Genomic DNA, 23,958 nt, shown 5'->3' with positions numbered 1-23,958 from the left:
ATAGGGCGACCGTACGTTCGCCTGACCCGCACACCGCCCGTCCGCTTCTGAAACCTCCGCCGTCCAACCTCCCGCTCCGAACACGCGGACACCGAACGTCCGGCCCCGGCCTCCGCCCCGCCCGCCCACCCCCAAGGCGACAGCCGGCCGTGTCGGACGGGACCGGCCGTATGACGGCGAGAGCGGGCGGGAGAAACCGGAACGAACTCACGACCGGACCAGCCGCCGGACCCGGCCCCGACCCAGACCCCGGACCCGGACCGGACCCGGACCGGACCCGGACCGCGGCCGGCTCAGGGCTGGACCGGGGCCGACTCAGGGCTGGACCGGGGCCCGGACCCGGAGCCGGGCCGCACGGAAGGTCGGCCGGAACCCTTCGGCAGCCGGCCCGAGCCGGATCAGAGCCCGGGGTTGCGGCGCGTGTGGAGCTGGCGGGCCACCTCGGCGACGGAGCCGGAGAGCGACGGGTAGACGGTGAAGGCGTTGGCGATCTGCTCCACCGTCAGGCTGTTGTCGACGGCGATGGAGATCGGGTGGATCAGCTCGCTCGCCTTCGGCGCGACGACCACGCCGCCCACCACGATGCCGGTGCCGGGGCGGCAGATGAGCTTCACGAAGCCGTCCCGGATGCCCTGCATCTTCGCCCTCGGGTTGCGCAGCAGCGGCAGCTTGACGACGTTGGCCTCGATCCGCCCGGCGTCGACGTCGGCCTGGGTGTAGCCGACGGTGGCGATCTCCGGGTCGGTGAAGACGTTCGCGGAGACCGTCTTCAGGTTCAGCGGGCCGACCGCGTCGCCGAGGAAGTGGTACATCGCGATACGGCCCTGCATGGCGGCGACCGAGGCGAGCGCCAGGACGCCGGTGACGTCGCCGGCCGCGTAGACGCCCGGGGCGCTGGTGCGCGAGACCCGGTCGGTCTTGATGTGGCCGGACTGCGTGAGCTTCACGCCGGCCTCCTCCAGCCCCATGCCGGAGGTGTTCGGTATCGCGCCGACCGCGATCAGGCAGTGCGTACCGCTGATCACCCGGCCGTCGGTGAGGGTGGCCTCGACGCGGTCGCCGAGCCGCTTGACCGTCTCGGCGCGGGATCGGGCCATGACGTTCATGCCGCGGCGCCGGAAGACGTCCTCCAGGACGGCGGCGGCGTCCGGGTCCTCACCGGGCAGCACCCGGTCGCGCGAGGACACCAGCGTGACGTGCGAGCCGAGCGCCTGGTAGGCGCCCGCGAACTCGGCACCGGTGACGCCGGAGCCCACCACGATCAGCTCGGACGGCAGCTCCTCCAGGTCGTAGACCTGGGTCCAGTTGAGGATGCGCTCACCGTCGGGCTGCGCGTCCGGCAGCTCGCGCGGGCGGGCGCCGGTGGCGATCAGGACCGCCTCGGCGGTCAGCCGCTCGGTGGAGCCGTCGGCGCCCTCCACGACGACGCAGCGGGTGCCCTCGGCGGTCTGGCAGCCCTCCAGGCGGCCCCGGCCGCGCAGCACCCGGACGCCGGCCCGGGTCACGGAGGCGGTGATGTCGTGCGACTGGGCCAGCGCGAGCCGCTTGACGCGGCGGTTGACCTTGCCGAGGTCCACGCCGACGACGCGGGCGCCGCGTTCCGGGTCCTCGGGCTCCGCACGGCTCAGCGTGGGCAGCGAGGGAGCGTCGGCGACGATGATGCCGAGCTCGTCGTAGGACGAGTCGAAGGTCGTCATCACCTCGGCGGTGGCGATGAGGGTCTTGGACGGCACGCAGTCGGTGAGCACCGACGCGCCGCCCAGGCCGTCAGCGTCGACGACGGTCACCTCCGCGCCGAGCTGCGCCGCAACGAGCGCGGCCTCGTAGCCGCCGGGTCCGCCACCGATGATCACGATCCGAGTCACATGCCCTATTGTCCCGCACGCGCCAACCGGGCGCGCCCAGGGGGGTGCGAGCGGGGGACGGGCCCCCGCCCGGGCCCGCGCGGACCGGTGGTGGACCGGTGGTGGATCGGCGCGCGGACCGGTACGCCCGGGTGGCCCCGGAGTGCCCGTGACGCCCGGGTGATCCGGGCCGTGTGGGCGTTCCCGGACGCGATCACTCACGTACTCTCGTCTCCATGTCGCTCTATGCCGCCTACGGCAGCAATCTCGACGCGCGGCTGATGACCCGCCGCGCACCGCACTCCCCGCTGCGCGGCACGGGCTGGCTGGACGGCTGGCGGCTGACCTTCGGCGGCGAGCAGATGGGGTGGGAGGGCGCGCTGGCGACGCTGGTGGAGGCGCCCGGCAGCCAGGTCTTCGTCGGGCTCTACGACATCGCTCCGGTGGACGAGGAGTCCATGGACCGCTGGGAGGGCGTGCCACTCGGCATCTACCGGCGGACGACGGTCCGCGTCCACACGCTGGACGGCGACCTCGCGGCCTGGCTCTACGTCCTCAACGACTACGAGGGGGGCCTGCCCTCGGCCCGCTACCTCGGCGAGCTGGCGGACGCCGCGGAGTCCGCGGGCGCGCCCTACGACTACGTCATGGAGCTGCGCAAGCGCCCCTGCTAGTGCCGTGACCGGCGGGGTCTGCCCGGTAGCGAGGTGTCCTGGTGCGGTCGGCCGCAAGGCGCCGAACCGGCCTCGTAGTGGGCCTACTCGGCCGGTACGGCAACGCGGCGGACGGCCGTGCCAGGGCGGCGAGCGGGGCAAACCCTGCCGAGAGCGGCACCACTGCCGTGACCGGCAGGGTCTGCCCGGTAGCGGTAGCCAGCGCGGGCGAGCGGTGCGCACCTCGCCGGAGGAGGCACCAGCGCCGCCGGCGGTACGTCACGTCGGGTCTCCGCTCCGGGGCGCGCACCTTTCCGCTGGAGGCGCTGGCGGAGGCGCTGGCGGGGGCGTGTCCGGCCCCCGGGCGCAGGGCGCGGGGGAAATGCCGTCGAACGGCCCGAACCACCCCAGAACGGCATGCGCATCTACGCGCGTAGGCCCGAAGGCGTTACCCTCATGCCGTGAACGCTTCCGTAGAACCCGACCCGTACGCCGCCGCCGAGGCCGCCGCCGCTCGCCTGCGCGAGCTGACGGGTGTCGAGACGCACGACGTGGCCCTGGTCATGGGCTCGGGCTGGGTGCCCGCCGCCGACGAGCTGGGCGAGCCCGACCACGAACTCGCGGCCACCGACCTGCCGGGGTTCCCCGCGCCCGCGGTGGCCGGCCACGCCGGTGTGCTGCGCTCGGTGCGGATAGGCGGCGTGCGCGCCCTCGTCTTCCTGGGCCGTACGCACCTGTACGAGGGCCACGGCGTGGCCAGCGTCGTGCACGGGGTCCGGTCGGCCGTGGCGGCCGGCTGCAAGACGGTGGTGCTCACCAACGGCTGCGGCGGCCTGCGCGCCGGCTTCCGGCCCGGTCAGCCCGTGCTGATCAGCGACCACATCAACATGACGGCCACCTCGCCCCTCGTCGGCCCCCGCTTCGTCGACCTGACGGACCTCTACTCGCCCCGGCTGCGCGCCCTGTGCAAGGAGGTGGACCCCTCGCTGGAGGAGGGCGTCTACGCGCAGCTGCCCGGCCCGCACTACGAGACGCCCGCCGAGATCGGCATGGTGCGCGCGATAGGCGGCGACCTGGTCGGGATGTCGACGGGGCTGGAGGCGATCGCGGCCCGCGAGGCCGGCGCCGAGGTGCTGGGTGTCTCCCTGGTGACGAACCTGGCCGCGGGGATGACCGGCGCGCCGCTCAACCACGAGGAGGTGCTGGAGGCCGGCCGGGTCTCCGCCGCCCGCATGGGCGCCCTCCTGGGCCAGGTGCTCGGCCGGCTGTGACCCGGCGCGGGGCGTCTCCGGCACCCCGTGCCGGCAGGCCGCCCCGCACGCTCCGGCCGCACCGATCGGACCGCCAGGCCCGCATCGCCCCGCACCGCGGGTTGACCCGCGACGGTCCGGTCGGTCCGATCGGTGGGCCGGTCCGGCCGGTCCGCGGTCCGCGCCGTGCCCGCCACGCGGTCCGGTCGGTCCGCATGGCGGGTGCGGCGCGGCGGGTAGGAACGGACGACGGCACCACCCGCACGACACACAACCACTCCCACGGCGAGAGGACTGCGTGACCGACGTGGACGCGCGACACGGTGAGGACGCCCTCGGGGCGCACGGTACGAGTGGCGGCGCGGGGCTGCCCGGGGAGTTGGCCGGACGGGTGCGGGAGTGGATCGGGGAGGACCCCGACCCGGCCACCCGCGAGGAGCTGGCCGCGCTGCTGGCCGCCGCGGCGGGCGGGGACGGCACCGCCGGCGAGGAGCTGGCCGACCGCTTCTCCGGCACCCTGGAGTTCGGCACCGCCGGGCTGCGCGGGGCGATGGGCGGCGGCCCGATGCGGATGAACCGCGCGGTGGTGATCCGCGCCGCGGCCGGCCTGTCCCGGTACGTGGCCGAGCAGGGCGGCGGGCTCGTCGTCATCGGCTACGACGCGCGGTACCTGTCGGAGCGGTTCGCGCGGGACACCGCCGCGGTGGTCACCGGTGCGGGGCTGCGGGCGGCGGTGCTGCCACGTCCGCTGCCGACTCCGGTGCTGGCCTTCGCGATCCGGCACCTGGGCGCGGCGGCCGGCGTGATGGTCACCGCGAGCCACAACCCGCCGCAGGACAACGGCTACAAGGTGTTCCTCGGCGACGGCTCGCAGATCGTGCCGCCGGCGGACGCGGAGATCGCCGCGCGGATCGCCGCGGTGGGCGCGCTGGAGTCGGTGCCCCGGCCGGAGCACGGCTGGCAGGTGCTCGGCGAGGACGTGCTGGAGGCGTACCTGGAACGCACGGCCTCCGTCGTGGCGCCGGGCGGCCCGCGCGAGGTCTCGACGGTCTACACGCCGCTGCACGGCGTGGGCCGGGAGGTGCTGGAGACCGCGTTCGCCCGGGCCGGGTTCCCGCTGCCCGCGGTGGTGGCCGAACAGGCCGATCCGGACCCGGACTTCCCCACCGTCGCGTTCCCCAACCCGGAGGAGCCCGGCGCGATGGACCTGGCGCTGCGGGACGCGGCCGCGGTCGGCCCCGATGTGGTCGTCGCCAACGACCCGGACGCCGACCGGTGCGCCGCCGCGGTGCCCGACCCGGCGGCGGAGGGCGGCTGGCGGATGCTGCGCGGGGACGAGCTGGGCGCGCTGCTCGCCCTGCACCTGGTGCGCCGGGGGGCGGTGGAGCCGGGGCAGGACGTGTTCGCGGCGAGCATCGTCTCCTCGTCGCTGCTGTCGCGGATCGCGGCCGCCGCGGGCCTCGGCTACGAGGAGACCCTCACCGGCTTCAAGTGGATCTCCCGGGTGCCGGGTCTGCGGTACGGCTACGAGGAGGCGCTCGGCTACTGCGTGGACCCGGACGGGGTGCGGGACAAGGACGGCGTGACGGCCGCGCTGCTGGTGGCCGAGCTGGCGGCGTCGGTGAAGCGGGAGGGCGGCACCCTGGCGGGGCTGCTGGACGAGCTGGCGCTCGCCCACGGGTTGCACGCGACCGACCAGTTGTCGGTGCGGGTGGCGGACCTCGGGCTGATCGGCGCGGCCATGGCGCGGCTGCGCGAGACCCCGCCGCAGGCGCTGGCCGGCCTGGCGGTGGCCGCCGCGCAGGACCTGGCCGAGGGCGTGGACGGGCTGCCGCCCACCGACGGCCTGCGCTACCGGCTGGCCGGCCCGGACGTGGACTCCGCCCGGGTGACGGTCCGTCCGAGCGGCACGGAGCCGAAGGTCAAGTGCTACCTGGAGGTGGTCGTCCCGGTCCCCGGCGCCGCCGCCCTCCCCGCTGCCCGCGCCCGCGCCGCCGACCTGCTGTCCCGTCTCAAGGCCGACCTCTCGAAGGCCGCCGGCTTCTGACGACGGCCGCCGGCTCCTGACGACTGCCGCTTCCGACGACCGCCGCCTCCCGACCGCCGGACCCGCCGGAACCCCACACGTCCCGGCGGGTCCGGCGGGTCCGGCCGGACAGGGGCTCAGCCGAAGCGGCCGCCCACGTAGTCGGCGGTACGGGTGTCCTGGGGGCTGCCGAACATCGCTTCGGTGGGGCCGTGTTCGACGATGGCGCCGGGCGTGCCGTGCTCGGCGAGGAAGAACGCGCACTGGTGCGAGACGCGGGCGGCCTGCTGCATGTTGTGGGTGACGATGACGATGGTGACCTCGTGCGACAGTTCACCGATGGTCTGCTCGATCCGGCGGGTCGAGGTCGGGTCGAGAGCCGAGCAGGGCTCGTCCATGAGCAGCACCCGGGGCCGTACGGCCAGCGAGCGGGCGATGCACAGCCGCTGCTGCTGGCCGCCGGAGAGCGCGCCGCCGGGCTGCCGCAGCCGGTCGGCGACCTCGCGCCACAGCCCGGCCTTGGTCAGGCACTCCTCCACCAGGTCGTCGCGGTCGTTGCGGGCGGCCTTGACTCCGTTCATCTTCAGTCCGGCCAGCACGTTGTCGTAGATCGACATCGCCGGGAACGGGTTGGGCTTCTGGAAGACCATCCCGATCTCGCGGCGGGCGTGGGTGATGCGGCGGCCGCGGTCGTAGATGTCGGCGCCGTCCAGCAGCACCTGGCCGGCCAGTGAGGCGGTGCCGACGAGTTCGTGCATCCGGTTGAGGATGCGCAGGAACGTCGACTTGCCGCAGCCGGACGGGCCGATGAGGGCGGTGACCCGCTGTGCGGGCATGGTCAGCGAGACCCGGTCGAGGACCTTGTGGTCGCCGAACCAGGCGGACACGTCGCGGGCGTCCAGCGTCGCGGGGCGGGCCTCGGCGGCCTTGCCCGGGGTGCCGGCGAAGGGGGTCGGCCCGGTGGGCACGGGCGGCAGCTGCATGGTCTGGTCGGTGGTCGGCATCGGGTGGCCTCCGGGGCGGTGGACGGGGTCGGTTCGGGCCAGCGGGGCCGGTTCACAGGAGGTTGGGCAGGAGTTCGGTGACCGAGCCGGACAGCGCCAGCACCAGCGCGACGAGCACGGGCAGGCCCGCGGTCCAGGTCTGCCAGCGCCCCCAGCGGCGGAAGCTCCAGCAGACGGCGACGGTGGCCAGCAGCAGCGCCTGGAGCCACAGCAGCACCGGCAGCCACGCCGACGGGTCGCCGGCCAGCGGGAGTTCGGCCGCCGAGAGGGTGCCGCCGACGGCCGGCGCGGGCTGCGCGGTGCCGAGCAGTTCGGCGTCCACCCGCACCACGCCGTGCGGGGTGTAGGGGCCGCCCGTCGCGGTGACCAGGGTCAGCCGGCCCTGCCCGGCGGCCAGCGGGGCCGGTGCGGGGTCGCCGGGCAGCCGCACCCCGATAACCCGGTAGTGCTGCTCGCCCTGACCGGTGGTCACGGTGATCGGGTCGCCGGGGCGCAGCCGGGCGATGTGCAGGAACGGGCTGCCGTAGCCCCACTGCCGGCCCAGCAGGGTGCTGGTGCCGGGCTGGCCGGGCAGCGGGGTGTTGCGCAGGTGGCCCGGGCCGCGCGTCAGGTCGCCCGAGGTGGTGCCCTGGAAGACGACCTCGCGCAGGCTGATCCCGGGGATGTGCAGCACCGCCACCGGAGCCCCGTCGGCGACCCGCTTGCCGTTCTGGTCCAGCGGGCCCACCGGCGCGGTGCCGAGGGCGAGTTCCTTGCGCAGCGTGTCGTACCCGGTCTGCTGGGCGCGGGCGTGCTCGATGTGCCCGACCACGGTGAGGTTGGCGGCGAAGCAGAGCAGGAGGGCGGCGAGCACGGTCAGGGCGGCGCCGGGGACCGCGAACCGCGGGTCGGGCCCGCTCCGGCGGGGCCGCTGCCCGGCCGGCGACGGCTGCGGCTGCGGGCCGGCGTCGGGCTGGGGCGGTGAGATGACGGCCACGGAGGGCCCCTTCCAACGGCGTCGAAACGACGGTGTCGAACGGTTTCAGGTGGGGCGGCGTACTCGTCGCGACGGCCCCAAGGTGGCGGGACGGCGTCCCCCGGTGGCGGGACGGCGTCCCCGGGCGCGGGCGGGGACGGCCCCCGCCCGCGCCGCCGGCCGGTCAGTCGCGCGGCGTCGACCCGAACGTCAGCATCCGGCCGTCACGGCGCACCCGGTAGACGGCGTACCCGCCGACCGCGATGAGCACGAGGCCGAGCCCGCCCAGCGGGAGGACCCCGGCGGCACCGGTGGCCGCGAGCACCCCGGAGCTGCCGGAGCCGGAATCGGCGGTGCCGGTGGAGCCGGCGGAGCTGTCGTCCACGGCCCCGGCCGTCGCGCCCGAGCTGTCGCCCGAGTCCCCGGCCGTCGCGCCCGAGCTGTCACCCGAGTCCCCGGCCGTCGTACCCGAGCTGTCACCCGAGTCCCCGGCCGTGCTGCCGGAGGAGTCCCCCGACGTACCGCCGTCGTCCGCGCTGGTGGAACTGCCCGTGATGAAGGGGAAGTCGATCTCGACGCCGCTGGTCTTGCCGGTGAGGGACAGCCGGTGGGTGCCGTCGGCGATGTCGGAGGGCACCGTGTACGCGAGGTTGTCCACCGTGCCGTCGACCGTGGCGGAGGCCGACGCCGGCGTCGCCGCCGTACCGTCGAGGGCGATGTCGACGTCCTCACCCGCCGTGGCGTCGGCGGTGTTCGGCTGGAAGCCCTCGGCGGTGATCGCGAGCTTCTGGCCGCCCTTGAGCGTCGGCGTGTCCTGGAGGTTGTTGCCCGTGTCGTCGAGCACGGTGATCGCGGGGCTCGCGACGATCGGGTAGGTGTCGGTCGCGGTGCTCTGCGCGTACTTCGTCGCGTCGTCGGGCACGAAGACCGCGGTGATGCCTCTCAGCGTCGGGTTGGCGACGGGCGTCATCGTGGCTGACGCGCTGCCGTTGCTGACCGCCGCCGATCCCAGGACCAGCGCGGTACCCGTCTGGGTGAAGGTCACCGTGCCGGCCGCGTCGGCCGGCGTGACGGCCGCGGTCAGGGTGATGTCCTGGTCGACGACGCCGTGGCCCTTGGGGGACTCGGTCAGGGCGAGAGTCGTCTCCGTGGGCGGCGCCACCTCCTTGACCGTCCAGGACGCCCCGGCGACCTCCAGGTTCAGGTTGGTGTACGTGCGAAGGGCCTGGTCCGTCGTGGGGCTCGTGATCCCGCACTCCACGGACAGCGGATACGTGCCGTCGGCGAGGTGCTGGCTCGTCACCACCGTGGAGACCGGTATGTAGGCGCTCCCCGTCGGCGCCGTGCTGGGGAAGTCGATGGTGACCGGTCCGCTGCCGTAGGGAGCGCCGATGTTGGTGATGAGGAGCGTGCCCAGCGCGCCGCTCGGGAGGACGACGTCGACCCGCGCTCCGGTCTGGTACCCGGTGGGGCAGCCCGCCGAGAGGGTCAGCTCGGTGAAGGCGGGCTTGTCGGTGGTGGCGCCGGAGGTGGGCGTCAGGGTCGCCGTGCCGGTGATGTCCGCGTGTGCGGTGCCGGACGCGGTGAGGACGAGCCCCCCGGACGCCAGGAACAGTGCCATAACGCCGTTGGTCACGGCGTGTACTCGTTTCGTCATGTCGCTTCGTCCCCTCCGGGGCCGGTCGGTGGTGCGGGATGTACGGGTGGGCGGGCCGCCGCACGGCCGGGCCGGCGGGACGACGCCCGCAGCCGGGCACCTGGTGAGGTGCCCGGCCGGTGGTGCCGAGGTGGTGCTCAGGTGGTGCTCGGGTGGTGCTCGGCAGGTACTTGGGTGATGCTCGGGTGGTGCTCGTGCGGGGAGCCTGGACGGCGCTGACGGGTTGTCTGGCGGAGGCCGGCCCGCGCCTGGTGGCGCGGTGGGCGGGCCGGCCCCCGCCGGACGGTGGTTACAGGCTCAGCGCGCCCTTGGTGGTGGTGCTGCCGCAGGCGCTGCCCAGGCTGCCGAAGCCGTACTCCTCGATGACCGCGGAGTTCAGGCACACCTGGGAGCCGGTGCCGACGAAGGCGTACGCGATGTCCGCGTCCGCCAGCCGGCTGGTGGCCACGACGTTGTAGACGTCACGGGTGATCCCGAACGCCGTGTTGAGCTCGCCGTTGACGACCGGGAGCTTGCTGTCGACGGAGCGCAGAACGGCGCCGTGCCGGCGGTCCCGCACACCGGTGGTGGAGCTGTTGGACTGCGCGATCCACTGGGCGATCGAGAACGGGGCGATGTCCTCGGCGCCGTTGGCGGCGACGGTCCGCTTGAGGGCGCTGCCGTCGTGCTCCTCGACCGCCACGCCGTCCTTGTCCACGTCGCTGACGCAGCTGGGCAGGGTGTTGGCGTTGAAGCCGAGGGTGGACGCCCAGAACTTGCGGGTGCCGGAGCCGGCCTGCGGCACCAGCGGGTGGACGGTCACGCCGTTGATCACCGGGAACTGGCCGGCGGCCAGGGCGGTGCCCGTCGTCGGGTCCTCGCAGTTGTACGCGCGCTGCAGCTGGGTCTTGGTGAAGTTGGTCGGCAGGGTGCTGGAGCCGGAGACGGCCACGGTCACCGCGTCCAGGGCGAACGGAATCCAGGTGCCGGTGGTGCCGGTGGCGTCCGGGGCGCTGGAGGAGCGGGCGAAGTCGAAGTTGCCGGCGCCGGACTGGATGTCGGCGGCCAGCGCGTTGACGCCCTCGGCCGAGCCGTTGGGGCGCTGCACGGCGGGGCCGCCGTCCCGGGTGGTGATGGAACCGTGCACCGCGCCGGTCGACGGGTCCACCGCGTCGTAGGACGCGATCAGCAGCGACGCCGGGCTGAAGTCCGGGTCACCGATCGCGTTGCCGAGACCGTTCAGCACGTCCTGGGTGGTGTCCGAACCCACGCCGACCAGCTCGCGGTAGGAGCTGCCGGTGATCGAGTCGGTCGTCGGGTCGGCCTGCGCGACGGGAAGGGCCAGGCCGAGGCTCAGCACCGCGACACCCGCGGCGACGGCCGCACGCTTGGCGATTCTCACGTTCACTGTTTCCTCCGTGTCATGCGGATGGAATTACTCGTGTGACGTGCACGGGGGGATTTCCAGCACCCTCCCCCGCAATTCCCGGCTTTCGGCCGGGCAGTGAATATCTTGCCGTTCGGATTTCCATCGGGCAACCAAAAAAGTAGCCCCGGAAAAGTGAACGGAAATCTTCGGGGAATACCCTCGAATTTCCCTCCACGGGGCGCGTAGGTCCCCGCGGCGGCAGTCGTGTCCACTGCCCGGCCGGATGTCATCCCGTGCTCCGCCCCCATGGCCGCGCCCCGGCGGCGGGCCGGCCCGCGCCGATCATCCCGGCCCTGATCAGCAGCGGACCGCCGACCGAACCGGCCAGGCCCACGGCCAGCACGGTGAGCAGCACCCAGCGGACCGCGCCGAGCAGGACCCCGGAGGTCGTGCCCTGGGACGAGGCGGCGTTGCCGGTTCCGGACCCCCCGCTCCCGCCGCCGCCCGCCGCGGCCGACGCGGTCGGCGATGCGGTCGCGGTGGCGGTGGCGGTCGGCTGGACGGAGGCGCTCGGCGCCACGGCTCCGCCGGTGCCGCCCGAGGCGGCGGACGAGTCGAAGCCGCCGGCCGCGTCCGGGCCGCCGGACCCCCCGCTGTCGGAGTCGCCCGCGGCCTGGCTGGGCGACACCCCCTTGACCAGCGCGGTCGCGGCGGCGAGGGCCTGCTCGCGCAGGGAGGTGGTGAGCGGTGCGTAGCCCGGCGGCAGCAGGCCGGGGCCCACTCCGGTCTGCTGGCCGTCGCCGACCGCGTAGCGGATCAGCTTGGCGTAGTCGGCCCTGGTGGTCGCGTCGAGGCCGGTGGGGGCGGCGCCGTAGGTGATCGTGGTGAGCGGGTAGGCCCCCGACGTCTTCAGACCCGGGTTCTGGTCGAGCACCCCGGGGGTGCTCCCCTGCTTCATCGCGTTCGCCGCGGTGGTCAGCGAGTTGACCGTCGGGGCGACGAACTGCCCGTCGGAGTTGAGCAGTTCAGCCGTGCCCAGCCGGTAGCGGGCGGCGGTCGCCGCGTCGGTGACGCCCAGGTTGAAGGCGTCACCCGGGCCGTTGTACCCGTTGGTCGTGAAGGTGTAGCCGGTGGTCGTCTGCCCGAGGACGCCCGTGTATCCGGGCTGCGCGTGCGTGGCCACCCGCACCGCGGAGTCGTGCAGCCCGTTCGTGTAGGGGTTCGTCCCCACGGAGTCGATGGAGAAGTTGGGGGCTTCCGCCACGGGGACCCACTTCGTGGGATCGGTGCGCGGGAACGAGTTGATCGTGGTGTTCGTCGCCGGCGTCAGCTCCTTGAGCGCGCTCGGGTTGATGGTCATGCCCCAGGGGTCGGGCTTGCCCGCGAGGAAGTTGCGCGCGTCCGGGTCCGAGCGCAGCCAGCGCCAGAGGGTCGCGATGTAGTCGGCGCTGGTCTGCGGCACCGCGATGTCCTCGTACTGCCGCACCGTGTGGGTGAAACCGGGGTTCAGGGCGAGGAACTCCGGGTCCGTGATGAGGCTCGTGGGGTTCTTCGGGTTCAGGTCCCCCCGGGCGAACTGGCTGGTCGGACCCGGCAGGTCGTACTGGTAGGAGGTGGTCAGCATCTTGGCCAGCAGCCGTGCGTTCAGCCGCAGCCGGGGAATCTGGCGGGTCGAGTCCGGCGTCTCGATGTTGTAGGCGATCACCAGGCCGGAGAGCGCCAGGGGCGCGTGCACGATGGGTGACCCGCCCTCGGCCGGGGTGACCGGGGACTCCACGAACGCCATCATGGGCGAGCCGTCGGTCGGCGCGGTCACCTGCGTACGGGCGAAGTCCTCGCTCTGCTGCTCGTAGCCGAAGGTGATCTTGTCCTCGGTGCACAGCGTGGGCTGCCACGCGGTCAGCGCCTCGGAGGCCATCTCCGAGCCGATGGTCTCCACCTCCTTCTGCCCGATCGGGCAGTAGGAGCCGATCGGGTCGAAGCCGAGCCGGAAGACGATCCGCTGCGCCCAGTTGCTCGCCGACAGCGCCGAGCTGCGCAGGCCCAGGCTCGGCACGGTCCCGTCGGGCTCATGGGTGCCGCGCGGCACCACAACCAGCCAGCACGGCTCGGGGGTGTCCCCGGACTTGGCCACGCTCCCGCAGCCCATGTAGTCGGCGTCGACGGCGGACTCCACGTCGAAGACGTCCGCTCCGGCGCCGTCCGCCCCGGTGGGCGCGTAGTCCATCTCGTTGGTGGTGAGGGGGGTGAAGTACGTGGTGGGGTCGGTCACCGTGTCGCCCCGCACCGGGCGGAAGGGGATGGTCCGCTCGGTGGGCTCCAGCGGGTCCGGGAAGCCGCCGCCCACCGTCCGCGTCGACGTCTGGGTGACGCTGTAGGCGGGGTTCTCCCCGAACTCGCACTGGTCGGGGTCGGGCCCGTCCGGCGAGTTCCCCCAGCACTGCATGATCTGGAGGAAGTTGCCCAGCAGCGGTGTGGTGCCGGCCGGGATGGTCGGCGCTCCCCCGGTCCAGGTGACCTTGACGCCCTGGCCGCGCAGGTGTTCGGTCTGCTCGACGGTGACCTTGAGGCCGGAGAAGTCGTCGTAGGTGCCCTTGGTGCCCGACTTGGTGACCGCGGAGCCGGTCTCCGTAGTGGTCCCCGAGTCGGCTCGCGCGCTGCTCACCCCGGCGGGCAGCGGCAGCAGGACCAGGCCGAGGGCGGCGAGCAGCGCCGCCACGAGGTTGCCGGCGCGGGCGCGGGCCGTCCCCGCCGCGCGGCCGGGGTTGCGGATCACCATCGCGGGCCTCCCCTGCGGTCGTCGACGGCCGAGGCGGAACGGGCGGCGCTTCTCGCCGCCAGCCGGCGGGAGATCGTCGGCGGGGCGAGCACCACGCCGAGCAGCACCAGGGAGGACAGCACCATCAGCCAGGTGCGCAGGCCCCAGAACGAGTCGGAGCCGACCGACACGGTGGAGGCCGCGATGTCCTGGCTGCCGCCGTCACCGCCGCCGGTGGCGGTGCCGATCGCCTGGCCGGTGTCGGGGTCCACCGAGGTGGTGGAGCTGCCGGAGGCGCCCGAGGCGCCGCCCGTGGTGGCGGTGGTGCCGCCGGACCCGGAGGTGCCTCCGGCGGACGCCGTACCGGCGGACGGGCTGCCCGAGGTGGTGCTGCCGGCGGTCGTCGAGGTGGTGCCGGAGGAGTGGTTGCCCCCTGCCGAGGCCTTGACGGTTGTGGACGTCTTGGCCGCGCCGCCGGTGCCCGACGAGCACTGCGTGGTGCCGGCCTTGTCACACGACGCCGGGTAAGGGGCCTTCTTGGCGAGCGTGTTGGTGCCGTCGGAGGAGAAGGTGGGGTTGTCGCAGCCCGCGACGTTGATCGACTGCGTCTGCACGCCGGGGACCCGCTTGAGCTGGTCGAACCCGGCCTGCACCAGGTTGATCGGCAGCGGTGAGTAGCCCAGCTTCCCGGCCTGTTGCTGCCCCTCGCACAGGAAGTAGTACCCGAACGCGCCCAGCGTGCGGCCCTTGTCCGCGTTGAGCGGGGCGGCGAGCGTGGTGGGCAGGATCATGTAGCTGTAGCTCGACAGCGGGTACGTGCGCGGGTCCTTGTACGTGTAGACGTTGTCGAGGATCTGCGTGAGGTACTGCGAGGAGCTCTTGTTGGTGTTGATCGTCGCCTTGGTCAGCGCCACCGCGACGTTGGAGGCCGTGGGCTCGGTGTAGTAGCCGTCCGCGTTCTCGATCTTGGCCACCGGGAAGCCGGTGGTCAGCGCGTACGAGTACTCGACGTAGGTGATGGCGCCCTCGGCGTAGTTCTGCCGGGTGTAGCCGGACACGCCGAGCGAGCCGGACTGGGAGATGAACCCGGAGCCGGGCACCACGGGGTAGTACGAGGTCAGGCCGCAGGGCACCGGCTTGTTGACGCGCCGGCAGTAGTCGTTCCAGACGTCGCCGTGCTGCTTGGACATCCACAGCGTGAACTGGGCGGTGGAGCCGGAGCCGTCGGAGCGGACCACGGGGATGATCTTGCGGTTGGGCAGCGTGAGGCCGGGGTTGTCGGCCGCGATCTGCTTGTCCGACCAGTTGGTGATCTTCCCGGTGAAGATCTTGGAGACCGTGTCGCCGTTGAGCCGCAGGTTGGTGACCCGCTTGCCGCCGATCTTGAGGTTGTACATGAAGGCGGTACCGCCGGCCACGATCGGCATGTAGGCGTAGCCGCGGGTGGGCGGAGGTTCACGCACCCCGAACTCGGTCATGCCGTAGGGGATCTCGGAGACGGCGAAGTCGACCGTGCCGTTCTTGAACTGCTGGCGCCCGTCGGAGGAGCCGGTCCCCTGGTAGTCGACGGTCATGCCGTACTGCGTCACGTTGCGGCGCCACTGGTCCAGGGCGTTCTGGCTCCAGGTGGAGCCCGCGCCGCTGATCCGGGCATAGGTGGTCGCGTTGGCGACCGGCCCCTGCCCGACGATCAGCAGCGAGCTGATCAGCAGCGCGACCGTGGCTGCCGCTGCTCGTATCCTTCTCACTTTCCGTCAACTCCCTGTGCGGGGCCCTCGCCGGGCTCCGAGTCCTGGCTGGTGGTGGTACGGGGGCTGCTCTCGGGGGCCGGGCCGGTGTCGTCGGCCGGGGTGCCGGGCGCTGCGGCGGTGTCGGGGTCGGGTACGGGGTCGGGCGCGGTCTCGGCGCGGGTGCCGGGTACGGCGCCGGGGTCGGCCGGGAGCGGACGGGTGGGGTCGGAGGTGGCCGGAGCGGGCCACGGGGGCGAACCGGCGGCACCGGCGGCACCGGCTGGAGCCGGCCGCCACGGGCCGTCGGGGCGGCCCCCGTCGAGGGCCGACCGCAGCGCCGCCCGCTCGGCGAAGCGCTGCTGGTCGCGGCGGGAGGCCACCACCCGGCGGTGGGTGCCGCGCCGGGTCAGCGCGCCCGGGCCGCGGCCGCCGATCACCCGGGCCACCACGAAGAGCACCAGCACCAGCACGACGAGCACCGAGGCCGTACCGAAGCCGCGGGCGATCATCGCCGGCTGCGGGGACTGCACGAACTCGAACGTGGCCAGCGGCAGCGAGACCATCGGGTTGTGCGTCGGGTCGGTGTTGGTGACGGCGGTGAAGCCCGCGGTCAGCAGCACCGGGGAGGTCTCGCCCACGCCGCGGGCGGTGCCGAGGATCACCGCGGTGGTCAGCCCGGACCGGGCGGTGGGCAGCACCACGTGCCACACCGTCCGCCAGCGCGGAGAGCCCAGCGCGTACGACGCCTCCCGCAGCGTGCCGGGCACCAGCCGGATCACCACGTCCGAGGCGCGGATGATGATCGGCAGCATCATCACCGACAGCGCGAGCGCCGCCGCCAGCCCGGACTTGGGCATCCCCAGCACGAGGATCGCGGTGGCGTAGATGAACAGGCCGGCCACCACCGACGGCAGCGCCGTCATCGCCTCGACCACCGTCCGCACGAAGCGCGCGTAGCGGCCCGGCACCTCGTTGAGGAAGACCGCGCAGAGCAGGCCGGCCGGCACGGTGAGCACCAGGGCGATGGAGATCTGGATCAGCGTGCCGAGCACGGCGTGCCGGATGCCGCCGACGCTCAGCGGGTCCAGCGGGCCGGCCTTCTGCATGTCCTGGGTGAAGAAGTTCAGGTGCGGCAGGGCCTTGCGGCCGGACCAGAGCGTGTAGACGAGCACGAAGACCAGCGCCACCAGCAGCAGCACCGCCAGCGTGTGCACCACCACCGACGCCAGCCGGTCGCGGACCGCCGGCCCCTCCTCGTCGTACGAGACGAGCAGCGCGTAGATCGCGAGGAAGAGCAGGTAGGCGAAGACGACGAAGCCGAGCGTGCCGCTGAAGGGCGCGAGACGGGTGAAGAACAGCCAGGTCAGGGAGAGCGAGGCGAGCGCGGCGCCGAACACCGCGAACACGTCCGTCTGCCGGACGGTGGAGGTGGTGCGGCGCCGCTCCGCCGCGTCGGGCCGAGGCACCGGAATCGTTGTCGGACGGGAGCCGGACCGCTTGCCCGCGTGGTCCGCGCCGCCGGCTCCCCCCGGCCCGGCGAAACCGGCAGGAACGGCGAAACCGGCAGGGCCTGCGGGACCGGCGGGGCCCACGGGGTCGAGGACCACCGTCTCGGCCTCGGCGAAGGCGGCCGGGCCGGCCGGGGCCTGCGGGACCGGCGGGGCGGTGTGGTCTGGCCGAGCGTGGTGGGGTGGCGGGGCGCCCGTCGCGTCGGTGGTCATACGAAGTGGTCTCCTTGCTCAGGCCCCGGCTGTGCGGGCCTGCCGGGCTACTCGGCGGTGGCGCCGGAGCGGCTGCGGGCGACGATCGAGGACGCGGCGAAGTTGACCACCAGCGTCATCAGGAACAGGGCGAGGCCCGCCGCCATGAGCGCGGACATGCCGAACGAACTGGCCTCGCCGTAGCGCAGGGCGATGAGGGAGGACACCGAACTGGTGCCGCTCTGCAGGACGTGCCACTGGACGGCGAAGACCGGGGAGATCACCAGGTAGACGCCGATGGTCTCGCCCAGCGCCCGGCCGAGGCCGAGCATGGTGCCGCCGATCATGCCGCCGGCGCCGAAGGGCAGCACCACGGCCCGGACCATCCCCCACCGGGTGGCGCCGAGGGCGAACGCGCCCTCCCGCTCGCCGACCGGGGCCTGCGAGAAGACCTCCCGCATGATGGAGCAGATGATCGGGGTGACCATCATCGCCACCACCATGCCCGCCACGAACGTGGACGCGGTGTAGACCGTCGCGGTGGCGAGCGGGTCGTGCGGGTCGGCGCCGTCGACCTTGAACGGCGGGAACCAGCCGAAGTACGTCGACAGCCAGCGGGCCAGCCCGATCACCTTGCCCTGGAGGAAGAAGAGCCCCCACAGGCCGTAGACCACCGACGGCACCGCGGCCATCAGGTCGATCACGCTGACCAGGGTGCGGCGCAGCCGCTGCGGCGCGTACTCGGAGATGTACAGCGCGGTTCCGGTCGCCAGCGGCACCGCGAAGACCACGGCGACGAGGGCGATCAGGATGGTGCCGGTGAGGACGGCGGCGATGCCGAAGTGGCCGGCGTCCGGGTCCCATTGGGCGGTGGTGAGGAAGGAGAAGCCGGCCCGGCGCAGGGCCTGCCACGCCTGGTAGAGCAGGAAGCCGCCGACGAGCAGCATCACCGCGAGGACGAGGCCGCCGCCGGCACGGGCCGTGCCGCGGAAGAGCCGGTCGGGCAGGCCGGAGTCGGAGTGCAGGCGGCGGGGCCGGTCGGCGGCCCGCGCCGCCTCGGCCGACCCCGCCGGAGTCGGTGTCGTCACGGCACGACACGCTCACGTCAACCGGTGGCCGGTCCCGCACGCTTGTGTGAACGACAGCACCCGTAGAGGCAACTTCCGTTCATCTGCGTGCGGTTGTCGTAATCGGAACGTCGAATTCCTTCACTGGACGCACACGAGTGATCAGGCGGTGTCACCCCACGGGATGATTCCGGTTTCGGCCAGCACACCCAGCAGCATCCGGAACCGGTCGTAGGCGGCCTGGCAGGTGGAGTGGCGCTCGTAGGCGCGCGCCGACACCGCCCGCGTCCGTCCCCCGGCGTCCCGGGCGCGCCAGACCCACCCGTTGGCCTCCGCGGCGTGCTGGACCCCGCCGACCAGCTTCCCCGCGTCCGAGCAGAGCGCCTCGAAAGCGGCACGGCACTGCGTGTCCTCGCGGTACGTGCCCACCCCCAGGGCGATCACCCGGCCGTTGTTGGCCGTCAACCGCCAGGCGTACCAGCCGTCCTCGTCGATGTCGATGTGGCATCGCGTGCCGGAACTCCCGACAACGATGCCCCCGGCCTCCCGGGCCATGTCCCACCCCGCCCCAGTCCGGCGCGGTGCGCGGGCGCGCACACCGCGCGAAAGCCGCGCGGGCGGCGCCCGTGCGGCACCGGCAATGTATTTGCGGAACGTTGACTTGGTCTTGCGCCGGACGCCACCCGGACCATGCTTCACGCGATGGTTGCCCCTCGTTCACGGAGCGTGAGATACGGGTGGTCCAACGTTCCCCCAAACGGGGCATCCATGCGCCTCGAAGCCGCCTGCGACCGGGCACGCGCGCTGGGGATCGGCGTCGCGATCAGCTCACCGTGCTTCGAGATCTGGCTGCTGTGGCACTACGAGGACTGGGCGCGGTGGAGCGACGCCCGGTCGCTGCTCGACCGGTTGAAGAGCCGCCACGGTTTCACCGGGAAGAACCTGCCTCGCAGCTTTCCGTACGCGGACTACCAGCACGCCGTCCGCCGCGCCGAGCGGTGCGGTCCCGCTGAACCCGTCCATGCGCCGCCCAACCCGCACAGCACGATCTGCGTGCTGGCCAGCGGGCTGGTCCGCGACCTCGACCGCGGGCGCGACCAGGGGCTCGACCGCGGGCGCGGGCCCGGACGGGACCCCGGACCGGGCTGACGGGCACCTGGGCCGGGCCGGCGGGGCACTTACCCCGTGGGCCGGTCCTCGTCGGCCCTCGCGGCCCGGGTGAAGCGGCCGGCCAGGTCGGCGAGGACGGTGCGCAGGGCGGGCGGGCAGACGACCTCGAAGTCCGCGCCCACGATGCCCAGCGCCATCGCGGGCCAGTCCAGGGAATCGGCCGTCATCCACACCCGGCACCGGTCCACGGCCACCTCCTCCACCGTGCTCCACATGCCGATCCGCTCCCGTACGACCGCCGCCGGGGCGTCCACCAGCGCCTCCACCCGGTGCGGGCGGGGCAGCGCGTCCAGGCCGGCCCGGACGAACGCGGCGGCGTCGGCCGCGGGCAGTTCGCGCGGCCGGAACCTGCCGCCCTCCGCCCGGGGCGAGACGAGCCGGTCGAGCCGGAAACTGCGCCAGTCCTGCCGGTCCAGGTCGTAGGCGACCAGGTACCAGCGGCGCCCGAGCCGGACCAGCCGGTGCGGCTCGACCCGCCGGCTGCTGGCCCGTCCGTCGGCCGCCGTGTAGGCGAAGACCAGCCGCTCGGCGTCCCGGCAGGCCAGCGCGGTCTCCGTGAGGACGACGGGGTCCACGCCGGGGCGCACCGCCGGCCCCCCGGAGCCGGCCGCCTCGGTCACCTCCCGCAGCGCCTCCACCCGGCGCCGCAACCTGCCCGGCATCACATGCACCACCTTGGCCAGCACCCGCACCGACGACTCGGCGATGCCCTCCACCGCGCTCTGCGCGGCGGCCTGGAGACCCACCGCCAGCGCGACGGCCTCCTCGTCGTCGATCACCAGCGGGGGCAGGGCCGCCCCTGCGGCCAGCTGGTAGCCGCCGTCCACCCCGCGCCGCGCCTCCACCGGATAGCCCAGCTCCCGCAGCCGGTCCACATCCCGCCGCACCGTGCGCGCCGACACCCCGAGCCGCGCGGTCAGCTCGGCACCGGGCCAGTACCGGTGGTTCTGCAGCAGGGAGAGCAGCTGGAGCGTGCGCGAGCTGGTGTTCGCCATACCGTCCATCCTCCTGTCATTGCGGACGAAAAGTGGCCGCAATGACCTCTAGCGTGGGTGGTGCCGCTCGGGGATCATCACGGGCCCACCCCGCGACCCGAGGACGCGCGACGACACCGGACGACGACTGAGAAGAGCGAGACGAGTGACGGAGGACGGCGACATGACGAACGTGACGGCTGGGACGACTCCCGAGACGGCCAGCGCGGCGGCGGAAGCAGGCAAGGGGACGGGAACCGGAAAGGGCACGGCGCTGTCGGGCGAGCGCGCGGACCTGCTGGAGTCGCTGGCCAGGCACCGGCACTTCCTCCGCCTCCCCACCCGCGACCTCACCGACGAGCAGGCCGGACAGCGCACCACCGTGAGCGAACTGTGCCTGGGCGGGCTCATCAAGCACGTGACGTCGACCGAACGCGGCTGGATCGCCTTCATCACCGAGGGTCCCTCCGCGCTGGGCGACTTCGACGCCATGACGGAGGAGGACTTCGCGCGCCGCGCGGACGAGTTCCGCATGCTCCCGGGTGACACCCTGGCCGGCGTGCTCGACGCCTACACCGAGGTGGCCCGCACCACCGACACCCTCGTCACCTCCCTCCCCGACCTCGACGCCACCCAGCCCCTGCCCAAGGCCCCCTGGTTCGAGCCCGGCGCCCACTGGTCGGCCCGCCGCGTCCTCCTCCACGTCATCGCCGAAACCGCGCAGCACGCCGGCCACGCCGACATCATCCGCGAAGCCCTCGACAACGCGAAGTCCATGGGCTGACCCCTCCGACATCCCGCCCGACCAGGGCGGGACCACGGGAGCACCTATCCTCCGATGCTAGGAACGTTCCTAGCAACGTTCCTAGCGTGGGGCCATCCCCGCACGCGCGGGGAGCACCGTACTGAGTTTCTGCCGCTGGACCCCTCCGGGGGACCATCCCCGCACGCGCGGGGAGCACGGGGTGTCGAGGTAGCCGAAGGACGTCCAGAGGGGACCATCCCCGCACGCGCGGGGAGCACTGTCGTCGGTCCGGACAAGCGGGTCGGACTTGGGGACCATCCCCGCACGCGCGGGGAGCACGACCCCACGTCGCCGACCTACGTGGGCGGCCCGGGACCATCCCCGCACGCGCGGGGAGCACAGGAACTGACCTGGGGTTTTAGAGTCGCACGGAGCGGTTTTTACTTACTCGTTGAGATTCCGACGTATCGGGCAAACGACTCACTTCTCACCATCGCTCCCCTGGCTCGGCTCCGGGTATGCGGAGCGATGGGAACAGCATCGCGCAGCAGGGGCTCCTCAGCTGTCACATCCCTGCACAAGGTTCAGCGACGTTCCGGGACGCGAGCAGGAGCCATCGTCGGGGATCGCACCGAGCACCGGAGCGCCCGAGGAACTCCCCACAGAAGCGGAGGCGGCGCCCGGAGCCTGCTGAAGTCGCCAGAACCGATCGTCACTCCAGCGCAATTGACGAAAGCGGAATGCGTGATCGCGGACAGGCGCACCGCCTTCTCCCCATGCGCGCCCAACGGCCCCTTCCGTAACGTATCTTCATCTCACACGCAGTGGTTCCACCGACCACGGTGCGTGGTGGCCGACTGGGGAGGGACGGCACCATGGGTGAGTTCTCGGGAATCGACGCGGACGCGTTTCAGAAGATGTCCGGGTCGTTCGCGCACGACAGGGATCATCTCCGCGACCGGGCGTCCTACTACGCCTCGCAGTTCGGAAATCTCGGCCTGGACAGCTCGACGTTGGGCGAGATCAAGGTGATCTGTGGCTGGATGGATGACCAGACACCCATGCTGACGCGCCGTTACCACCTGGCGATGGCCGCGGACAAGCCGTACCCGGGGCACAAGGGCATGGCCTCCGTCGACGAGAGCATGGTCGGGACCACCGCGCTGTCGAAGAAGGAGGGCAAGGCGCTCGCCAACCGCTTCGGCAAGGAGGTGGACGGCGGCCAGGAACCGGACGAGGCCCTCTTCGCCGAGCTCAAGGAGCACGCCGACGATCCCGACTACCTCAAGGCGTTCTACAACCAACTCGGTGAGGAACGGCTGCTGGTGATCACGAACGGCATGGCCGAGCAGAGCCCCGCCGGGCGGTACGGCGACCATCCGGACCAGGTCGAGGCCGACCGCGATGTCCTCGCGCAGACCTTCGGCACGTTCACGAAGGTCGCCTTCGAGGGGCAGACAGCCAAGCAGAAGCAGGCCAGTTGGAACAGGTGGCTCGACGCTTTCAAGGACCCCGCGGGGAACTTCCGCCCTGACTACATATCCGGCCTGCTGCCGGGCGGCTCCCAGGACAAGGACTTCCTCCTGGCACTCGGGGGGCGGTTCCTGAGCAGCGACCCCGAGAAGAGCGGTACCACGTACATGGGTGCCAGCCAAATGGAGAACGGCGCCTTCGGGAGCGATCACTACAGCCAGGTCTTCACCGCCCTTGCCGGGAACCCGGAGGCCGCCGGCGAATGGATGGACGGCCACTACGCCGCGACGCAGGAGCTGCTCTATCCCGGTTCCTGGCTGAACCTCGGCAGTCCGCCCGCACGAGCGACGGCGTTCGCGCACCTGATGACCGCCGGCACGATCACACTCAAAGCCACGAACGCGCCGCTCGCCCAGAAGCTGACCGCGCGTGTCCTGATGGACAACTTCCGCCATCAGAACGGCCCGGACAGCACGGTCCACACATACGTCCCGATCGACTACTACTACTCGCAACTGGTCAGCGCCTACTGGGACGACATGGAGTACGGCATCGTCTCCCCCACGGGTGACCTGCTCTGGGGGGCCGACGCGCAGGCCGCGGGCTTCACGACCAAGATGTCACAGTGGAACGAGAAGGCGTTCCAGGCGGCCCAGGATCCCCACCGCCCCGGCGTGGAGATCGGCACCCCGCTCTGGCAGGCGCTCCTCAACGAGTCCGCCCGAAGTGCCAAAGGCGCCGGCCAGTTGAGCGCCCTCTTCGACGCCTACCGCAACAGGATCGACCTTGAGCTCGACGACTCCGTTTCACCGACCGATGAGCACGCGCAGGACTACTTGTCGATCAAACAGGGCTCGATGATGGGTGCCTATGACACGGCATTCACCTACGCCGAGAACTCCTTGGAGGGAGAAGCCGACTCCTGGGCCGACGAGGTGAACAGCACGCGTTCCAGCCTCGTCAACGGAGCCTACGACTACGCTATGATCGCGCGCACCGACGGGGTTGAAGCTGCTGCGGGCGCAGCCAAGGAAGCAGCCGTTGGATTTGGCCAGGACACAGCCAAGCAACTCCTTACAGGATGGCTGATAAGCGAGATTTCTGTGAAACCCGAAGACGCCCCGGGAAGCCTTGCGAGCAGGTACGGGAAGATCAGCGACGTGAAAGTTCCCGACGAGTGGCAGGACGCGTTCCGGCGCAAGGCGAACGGCTTGCTGGACAACACCAGCCGTGAGGACGGAACGTTCACACCCACAGCCATCCGCGTCCGCGACCATCCGCGCAGCCCGGACGACGCATCGGGTACCACGTGGTACTCGGGAGATCCGTACGGCGCGCCTCCCAAGGGCCATCCGGCAGCAAAACCTCCTGTGTACATCCACAGCCCCGCCGACGACTTCCTCAACCCCAACGGCACGGTCAAGGAGACGACGGACATGACGCCCCGACAGCGGACCGCCTACAACATGTGGCTCCAGGACCCAGCCGTGGTAAGAACTCTGGAAGGCAAGGGATTCAGTCAGGTGGTTCAGTTTCAGAAACTGGCTACCGACTGAACGGTCGGAACATACAGCTTTCTCCGGGAATACTGGTGGTCAAGCCGG

At 72.5% G+C, this 23,958-nt stretch carries 17 protein-coding genes and 1 CRISPR repeat array; of the genes, 6 read left to right on the top strand and 11 right to left on the bottom strand.

Going from position 1 to position 23,958, the window contains the following annotated elements:
• Positions 1–398: 398 nt before the first annotated feature.
• Positions 399–1,874, bottom strand: coding sequence for an NAD(P)H-quinone dehydrogenase (locus BS72_RS21290; RefSeq protein ID WP_078901870.1), 1,476 nt, complete (start codon positions 1,872–1,874; stop codon positions 399–401).
• A 206-nt stretch (positions 1,875–2,080) separates the two neighbouring features.
• Between BS72_RS21290 and BS72_RS21285 the strand changes: the two genes are divergently transcribed.
• The 3 genes from BS72_RS21285 to BS72_RS21275 all read left to right on the top strand — a co-directional run bounded on the left by BS72_RS21285 (position 2,081) and on the right by BS72_RS21275 (position 5,794).
• Entirely contained in the window at positions 2,081–2,518 is a 438-nt protein-coding gene (locus tag BS72_RS21285) for a gamma-glutamylcyclotransferase (protein WP_037912695.1), read from the top strand.
• Positions 2,519–2,958: 440 nt separating this feature from the next.
• Positions 2,959–3,768 carry a purine-nucleoside phosphorylase gene (locus BS72_RS21280; RefSeq protein WP_037912692.1) on the top strand — a complete coding sequence of 270 codons (810 nt, stop codon included), beginning with the start codon at positions 2,959–2,961 and terminating at the stop codon, positions 3,766–3,768.
• A 346-nt stretch (positions 3,769–4,114) separates the two neighbouring features.
• A complete protein-coding gene (locus tag BS72_RS21275) occupies positions 4,115–5,794 on the top strand; it encodes a phospho-sugar mutase (RefSeq protein ID WP_037917021.1) in 1,680 nt (559 codons plus the stop codon).
• A 116-nt stretch (positions 5,795–5,910) separates the two neighbouring features.
• On the opposite strand, the gene BS72_RS21270 is transcribed toward BS72_RS21275, so the two are convergent.
• From BS72_RS21270 to BS72_RS21230, 9 genes are all read right to left on the bottom strand, one after another.
• Positions 5,911–6,777 (bottom strand): phosphate ABC transporter ATP-binding protein, encoded by an 867-nt coding sequence (locus BS72_RS21270; RefSeq protein ID WP_037912690.1) that lies wholly within the window; start codon positions 6,775–6,777, stop codon positions 5,911–5,913.
• A gap of 52 nt (positions 6,778–6,829) precedes the next feature.
• Entirely contained in the window at positions 6,830–7,753 is a 924-nt protein-coding gene (locus tag BS72_RS21265; protein ID WP_051951373.1) for a sortase, read from the bottom strand.
• 163 nt (positions 7,754–7,916) lie between these two features.
• The gene (locus BS72_RS21260; protein ID WP_107498844.1) at positions 7,917–9,389 is read right to left on the bottom strand and encodes a hypothetical protein; all 1,473 of its coding nucleotides are present in this window, start codon (positions 9,387–9,389) and stop codon (positions 7,917–7,919) included.
• 289 nt (positions 9,390–9,678) lie between these two features.
• Positions 9,679–10,770: a type 2 periplasmic-binding domain-containing protein gene (locus BS72_RS21255; protein WP_157856296.1), complete on the bottom strand. Its 1,092-nt coding sequence runs from the start codon at positions 10,768–10,770 to the stop codon at positions 9,679–9,681.
• Positions 10,771–11,023: 253 nt separating this feature from the next.
• On the bottom strand, positions 11,024–13,516 hold the full coding sequence (locus BS72_RS21250) for a hypothetical protein (RefSeq protein ID WP_037912683.1): 2,493 nt from the start codon (positions 13,514–13,516) through the stop codon (positions 11,024–11,026).
• Entirely contained in the window at positions 13,510–15,243 is a 1,734-nt protein-coding gene (locus BS72_RS21245; RefSeq protein ID WP_051951371.1) for a phosphate ABC transporter substrate-binding protein PstS, read from the bottom strand. The genes BS72_RS21250 and BS72_RS21245 overlap by 7 nt, the downstream gene beginning before the upstream one ends.
• Positions 15,240–16,691, bottom strand: coding sequence for a phosphate ABC transporter permease PstA (pstA, locus tag BS72_RS21240; protein ID WP_078901524.1), 1,452 nt, complete (start codon positions 16,689–16,691; stop codon positions 15,240–15,242). The genes BS72_RS21245 and pstA overlap by 4 nt, the downstream gene beginning before the upstream one ends.
• 302 nt (positions 16,692–16,993) lie before the next feature.
• Entirely contained in the window at positions 16,994–18,013 is a 1,020-nt protein-coding gene (gene pstC / locus BS72_RS21235; protein WP_051951370.1) for a phosphate ABC transporter permease subunit PstC, read from the bottom strand.
• Positions 18,014–18,154: 141 nt separating this feature from the next.
• Positions 18,155–18,547 carry a hypothetical protein gene (locus BS72_RS21230; protein ID WP_037912681.1) on the bottom strand — a complete coding sequence of 131 codons (393 nt, stop codon included), beginning with the start codon at positions 18,545–18,547 and terminating at the stop codon, positions 18,155–18,157.
• Positions 18,548–18,760: 213 nt separating this feature from the next.
• On the opposite strand from BS72_RS21230, the gene BS72_RS32580 reads away from it, so the two are divergent.
• Positions 18,761–19,141 carry an RloB family protein gene (locus BS72_RS32580; protein WP_051951367.1) on the top strand — a complete coding sequence of 127 codons (381 nt, stop codon included), beginning with the start codon at positions 18,761–18,763 and terminating at the stop codon, positions 19,139–19,141.
• A gap of 29 nt (positions 19,142–19,170) precedes the next feature.
• On the opposite strand, the gene BS72_RS21220 is transcribed toward BS72_RS32580, so the two are convergent.
• Complete coding sequence (locus BS72_RS21220; protein WP_037912678.1) at positions 19,171–20,157, bottom strand: helix-turn-helix transcriptional regulator; 987 nt, start codon at positions 20,155–20,157, stop codon at positions 19,171–19,173.
• A 163-nt stretch (positions 20,158–20,320) separates the two neighbouring features.
• Between BS72_RS21220 and BS72_RS21215 the strand changes: the two genes are divergently transcribed.
• Together BS72_RS21215 and BS72_RS21210 are read left to right on the top strand one after the other, a co-directional pair.
• A complete protein-coding gene (locus BS72_RS21215; protein WP_078901869.1) occupies positions 20,321–20,920 on the top strand; it encodes a DinB family protein in 600 nt (199 codons plus the stop codon).
• A gap of 87 nt (positions 20,921–21,007) precedes the next feature.
• Positions 21,008–21,281: a CRISPR direct-repeat array (repeat unit 30 nt; unit sequence GGGGACCATCCCCGCACGCGCGGGGAGCAC).
• A 475-nt stretch (positions 21,282–21,756) separates the two neighbouring features.
• The gene (locus BS72_RS21210; protein ID WP_037912676.1) at positions 21,757–23,910 is read left to right on the top strand and encodes a hypothetical protein; all 2,154 of its coding nucleotides are present in this window, start codon (positions 21,757–21,759) and stop codon (positions 23,908–23,910) included.
• Positions 23,911–23,958 lie beyond the last annotated feature (48 nt).

This window comes from Actinacidiphila yeochonensis CN732 (genome assembly GCF_000745345.1).
GTDB classification, from domain to species: Bacteria; Actinomycetota; Actinomycetes; order Streptomycetales; family Streptomycetaceae; genus Actinacidiphila; species Actinacidiphila yeochonensis.
This window is presented reverse-complemented; position numbering and strand designations above follow the sequence as displayed.

What these genes read in the sequence shown, in the direction of transcription:
- BS72_RS21220 (WP_037912678.1), bottom strand. Translation starts at nt 20,157, where the DNA reads ATGGCGAACACCAGCTCGCGCACGCTCCAGCTGCTCTCCCTGCTGCAG.
- BS72_RS21215 (WP_078901869.1), top strand. Translation starts at nt 20,321, where the DNA reads ATGACGAACGTGACGGCTGGGACGACTCCCGAGACGGCCAGCGCGGCG.
- BS72_RS21230 (WP_037912681.1), bottom strand. Translation starts at nt 18,547, where the DNA reads ATGGCCCGGGAGGCCGGGGGCATCGTTGTCGGGAGTTCCGGCACGCGA.
- BS72_RS21260 (WP_107498844.1), bottom strand. Translation starts at nt 9,389, where the DNA reads ATGACGAAACGAGTACACGCCGTGACCAACGGCGTTATGGCACTGTTC.
- BS72_RS21210 (WP_037912676.1), top strand. Translation starts at nt 21,757, where the DNA reads ATGGGTGAGTTCTCGGGAATCGACGCGGACGCGTTTCAGAAGATGTCC.
- BS72_RS32580 (WP_051951367.1), top strand. Translation starts at nt 18,761, where the DNA reads ATGCGCCTCGAAGCCGCCTGCGACCGGGCACGCGCGCTGGGGATCGGC.
- BS72_RS21250 (WP_037912683.1), bottom strand. Translation starts at nt 13,516, where the DNA reads ATGGTGATCCGCAACCCCGGCCGCGCGGCGGGGACGGCCCGCGCCCGC.
- BS72_RS21285 (WP_037912695.1), top strand. Translation starts at nt 2,081, where the DNA reads ATGTCGCTCTATGCCGCCTACGGCAGCAATCTCGACGCGCGGCTGATG.
- BS72_RS21270 (WP_037912690.1), bottom strand. Translation starts at nt 6,777, where the DNA reads ATGCCGACCACCGACCAGACCATGCAGCTGCCGCCCGTGCCCACCGGG.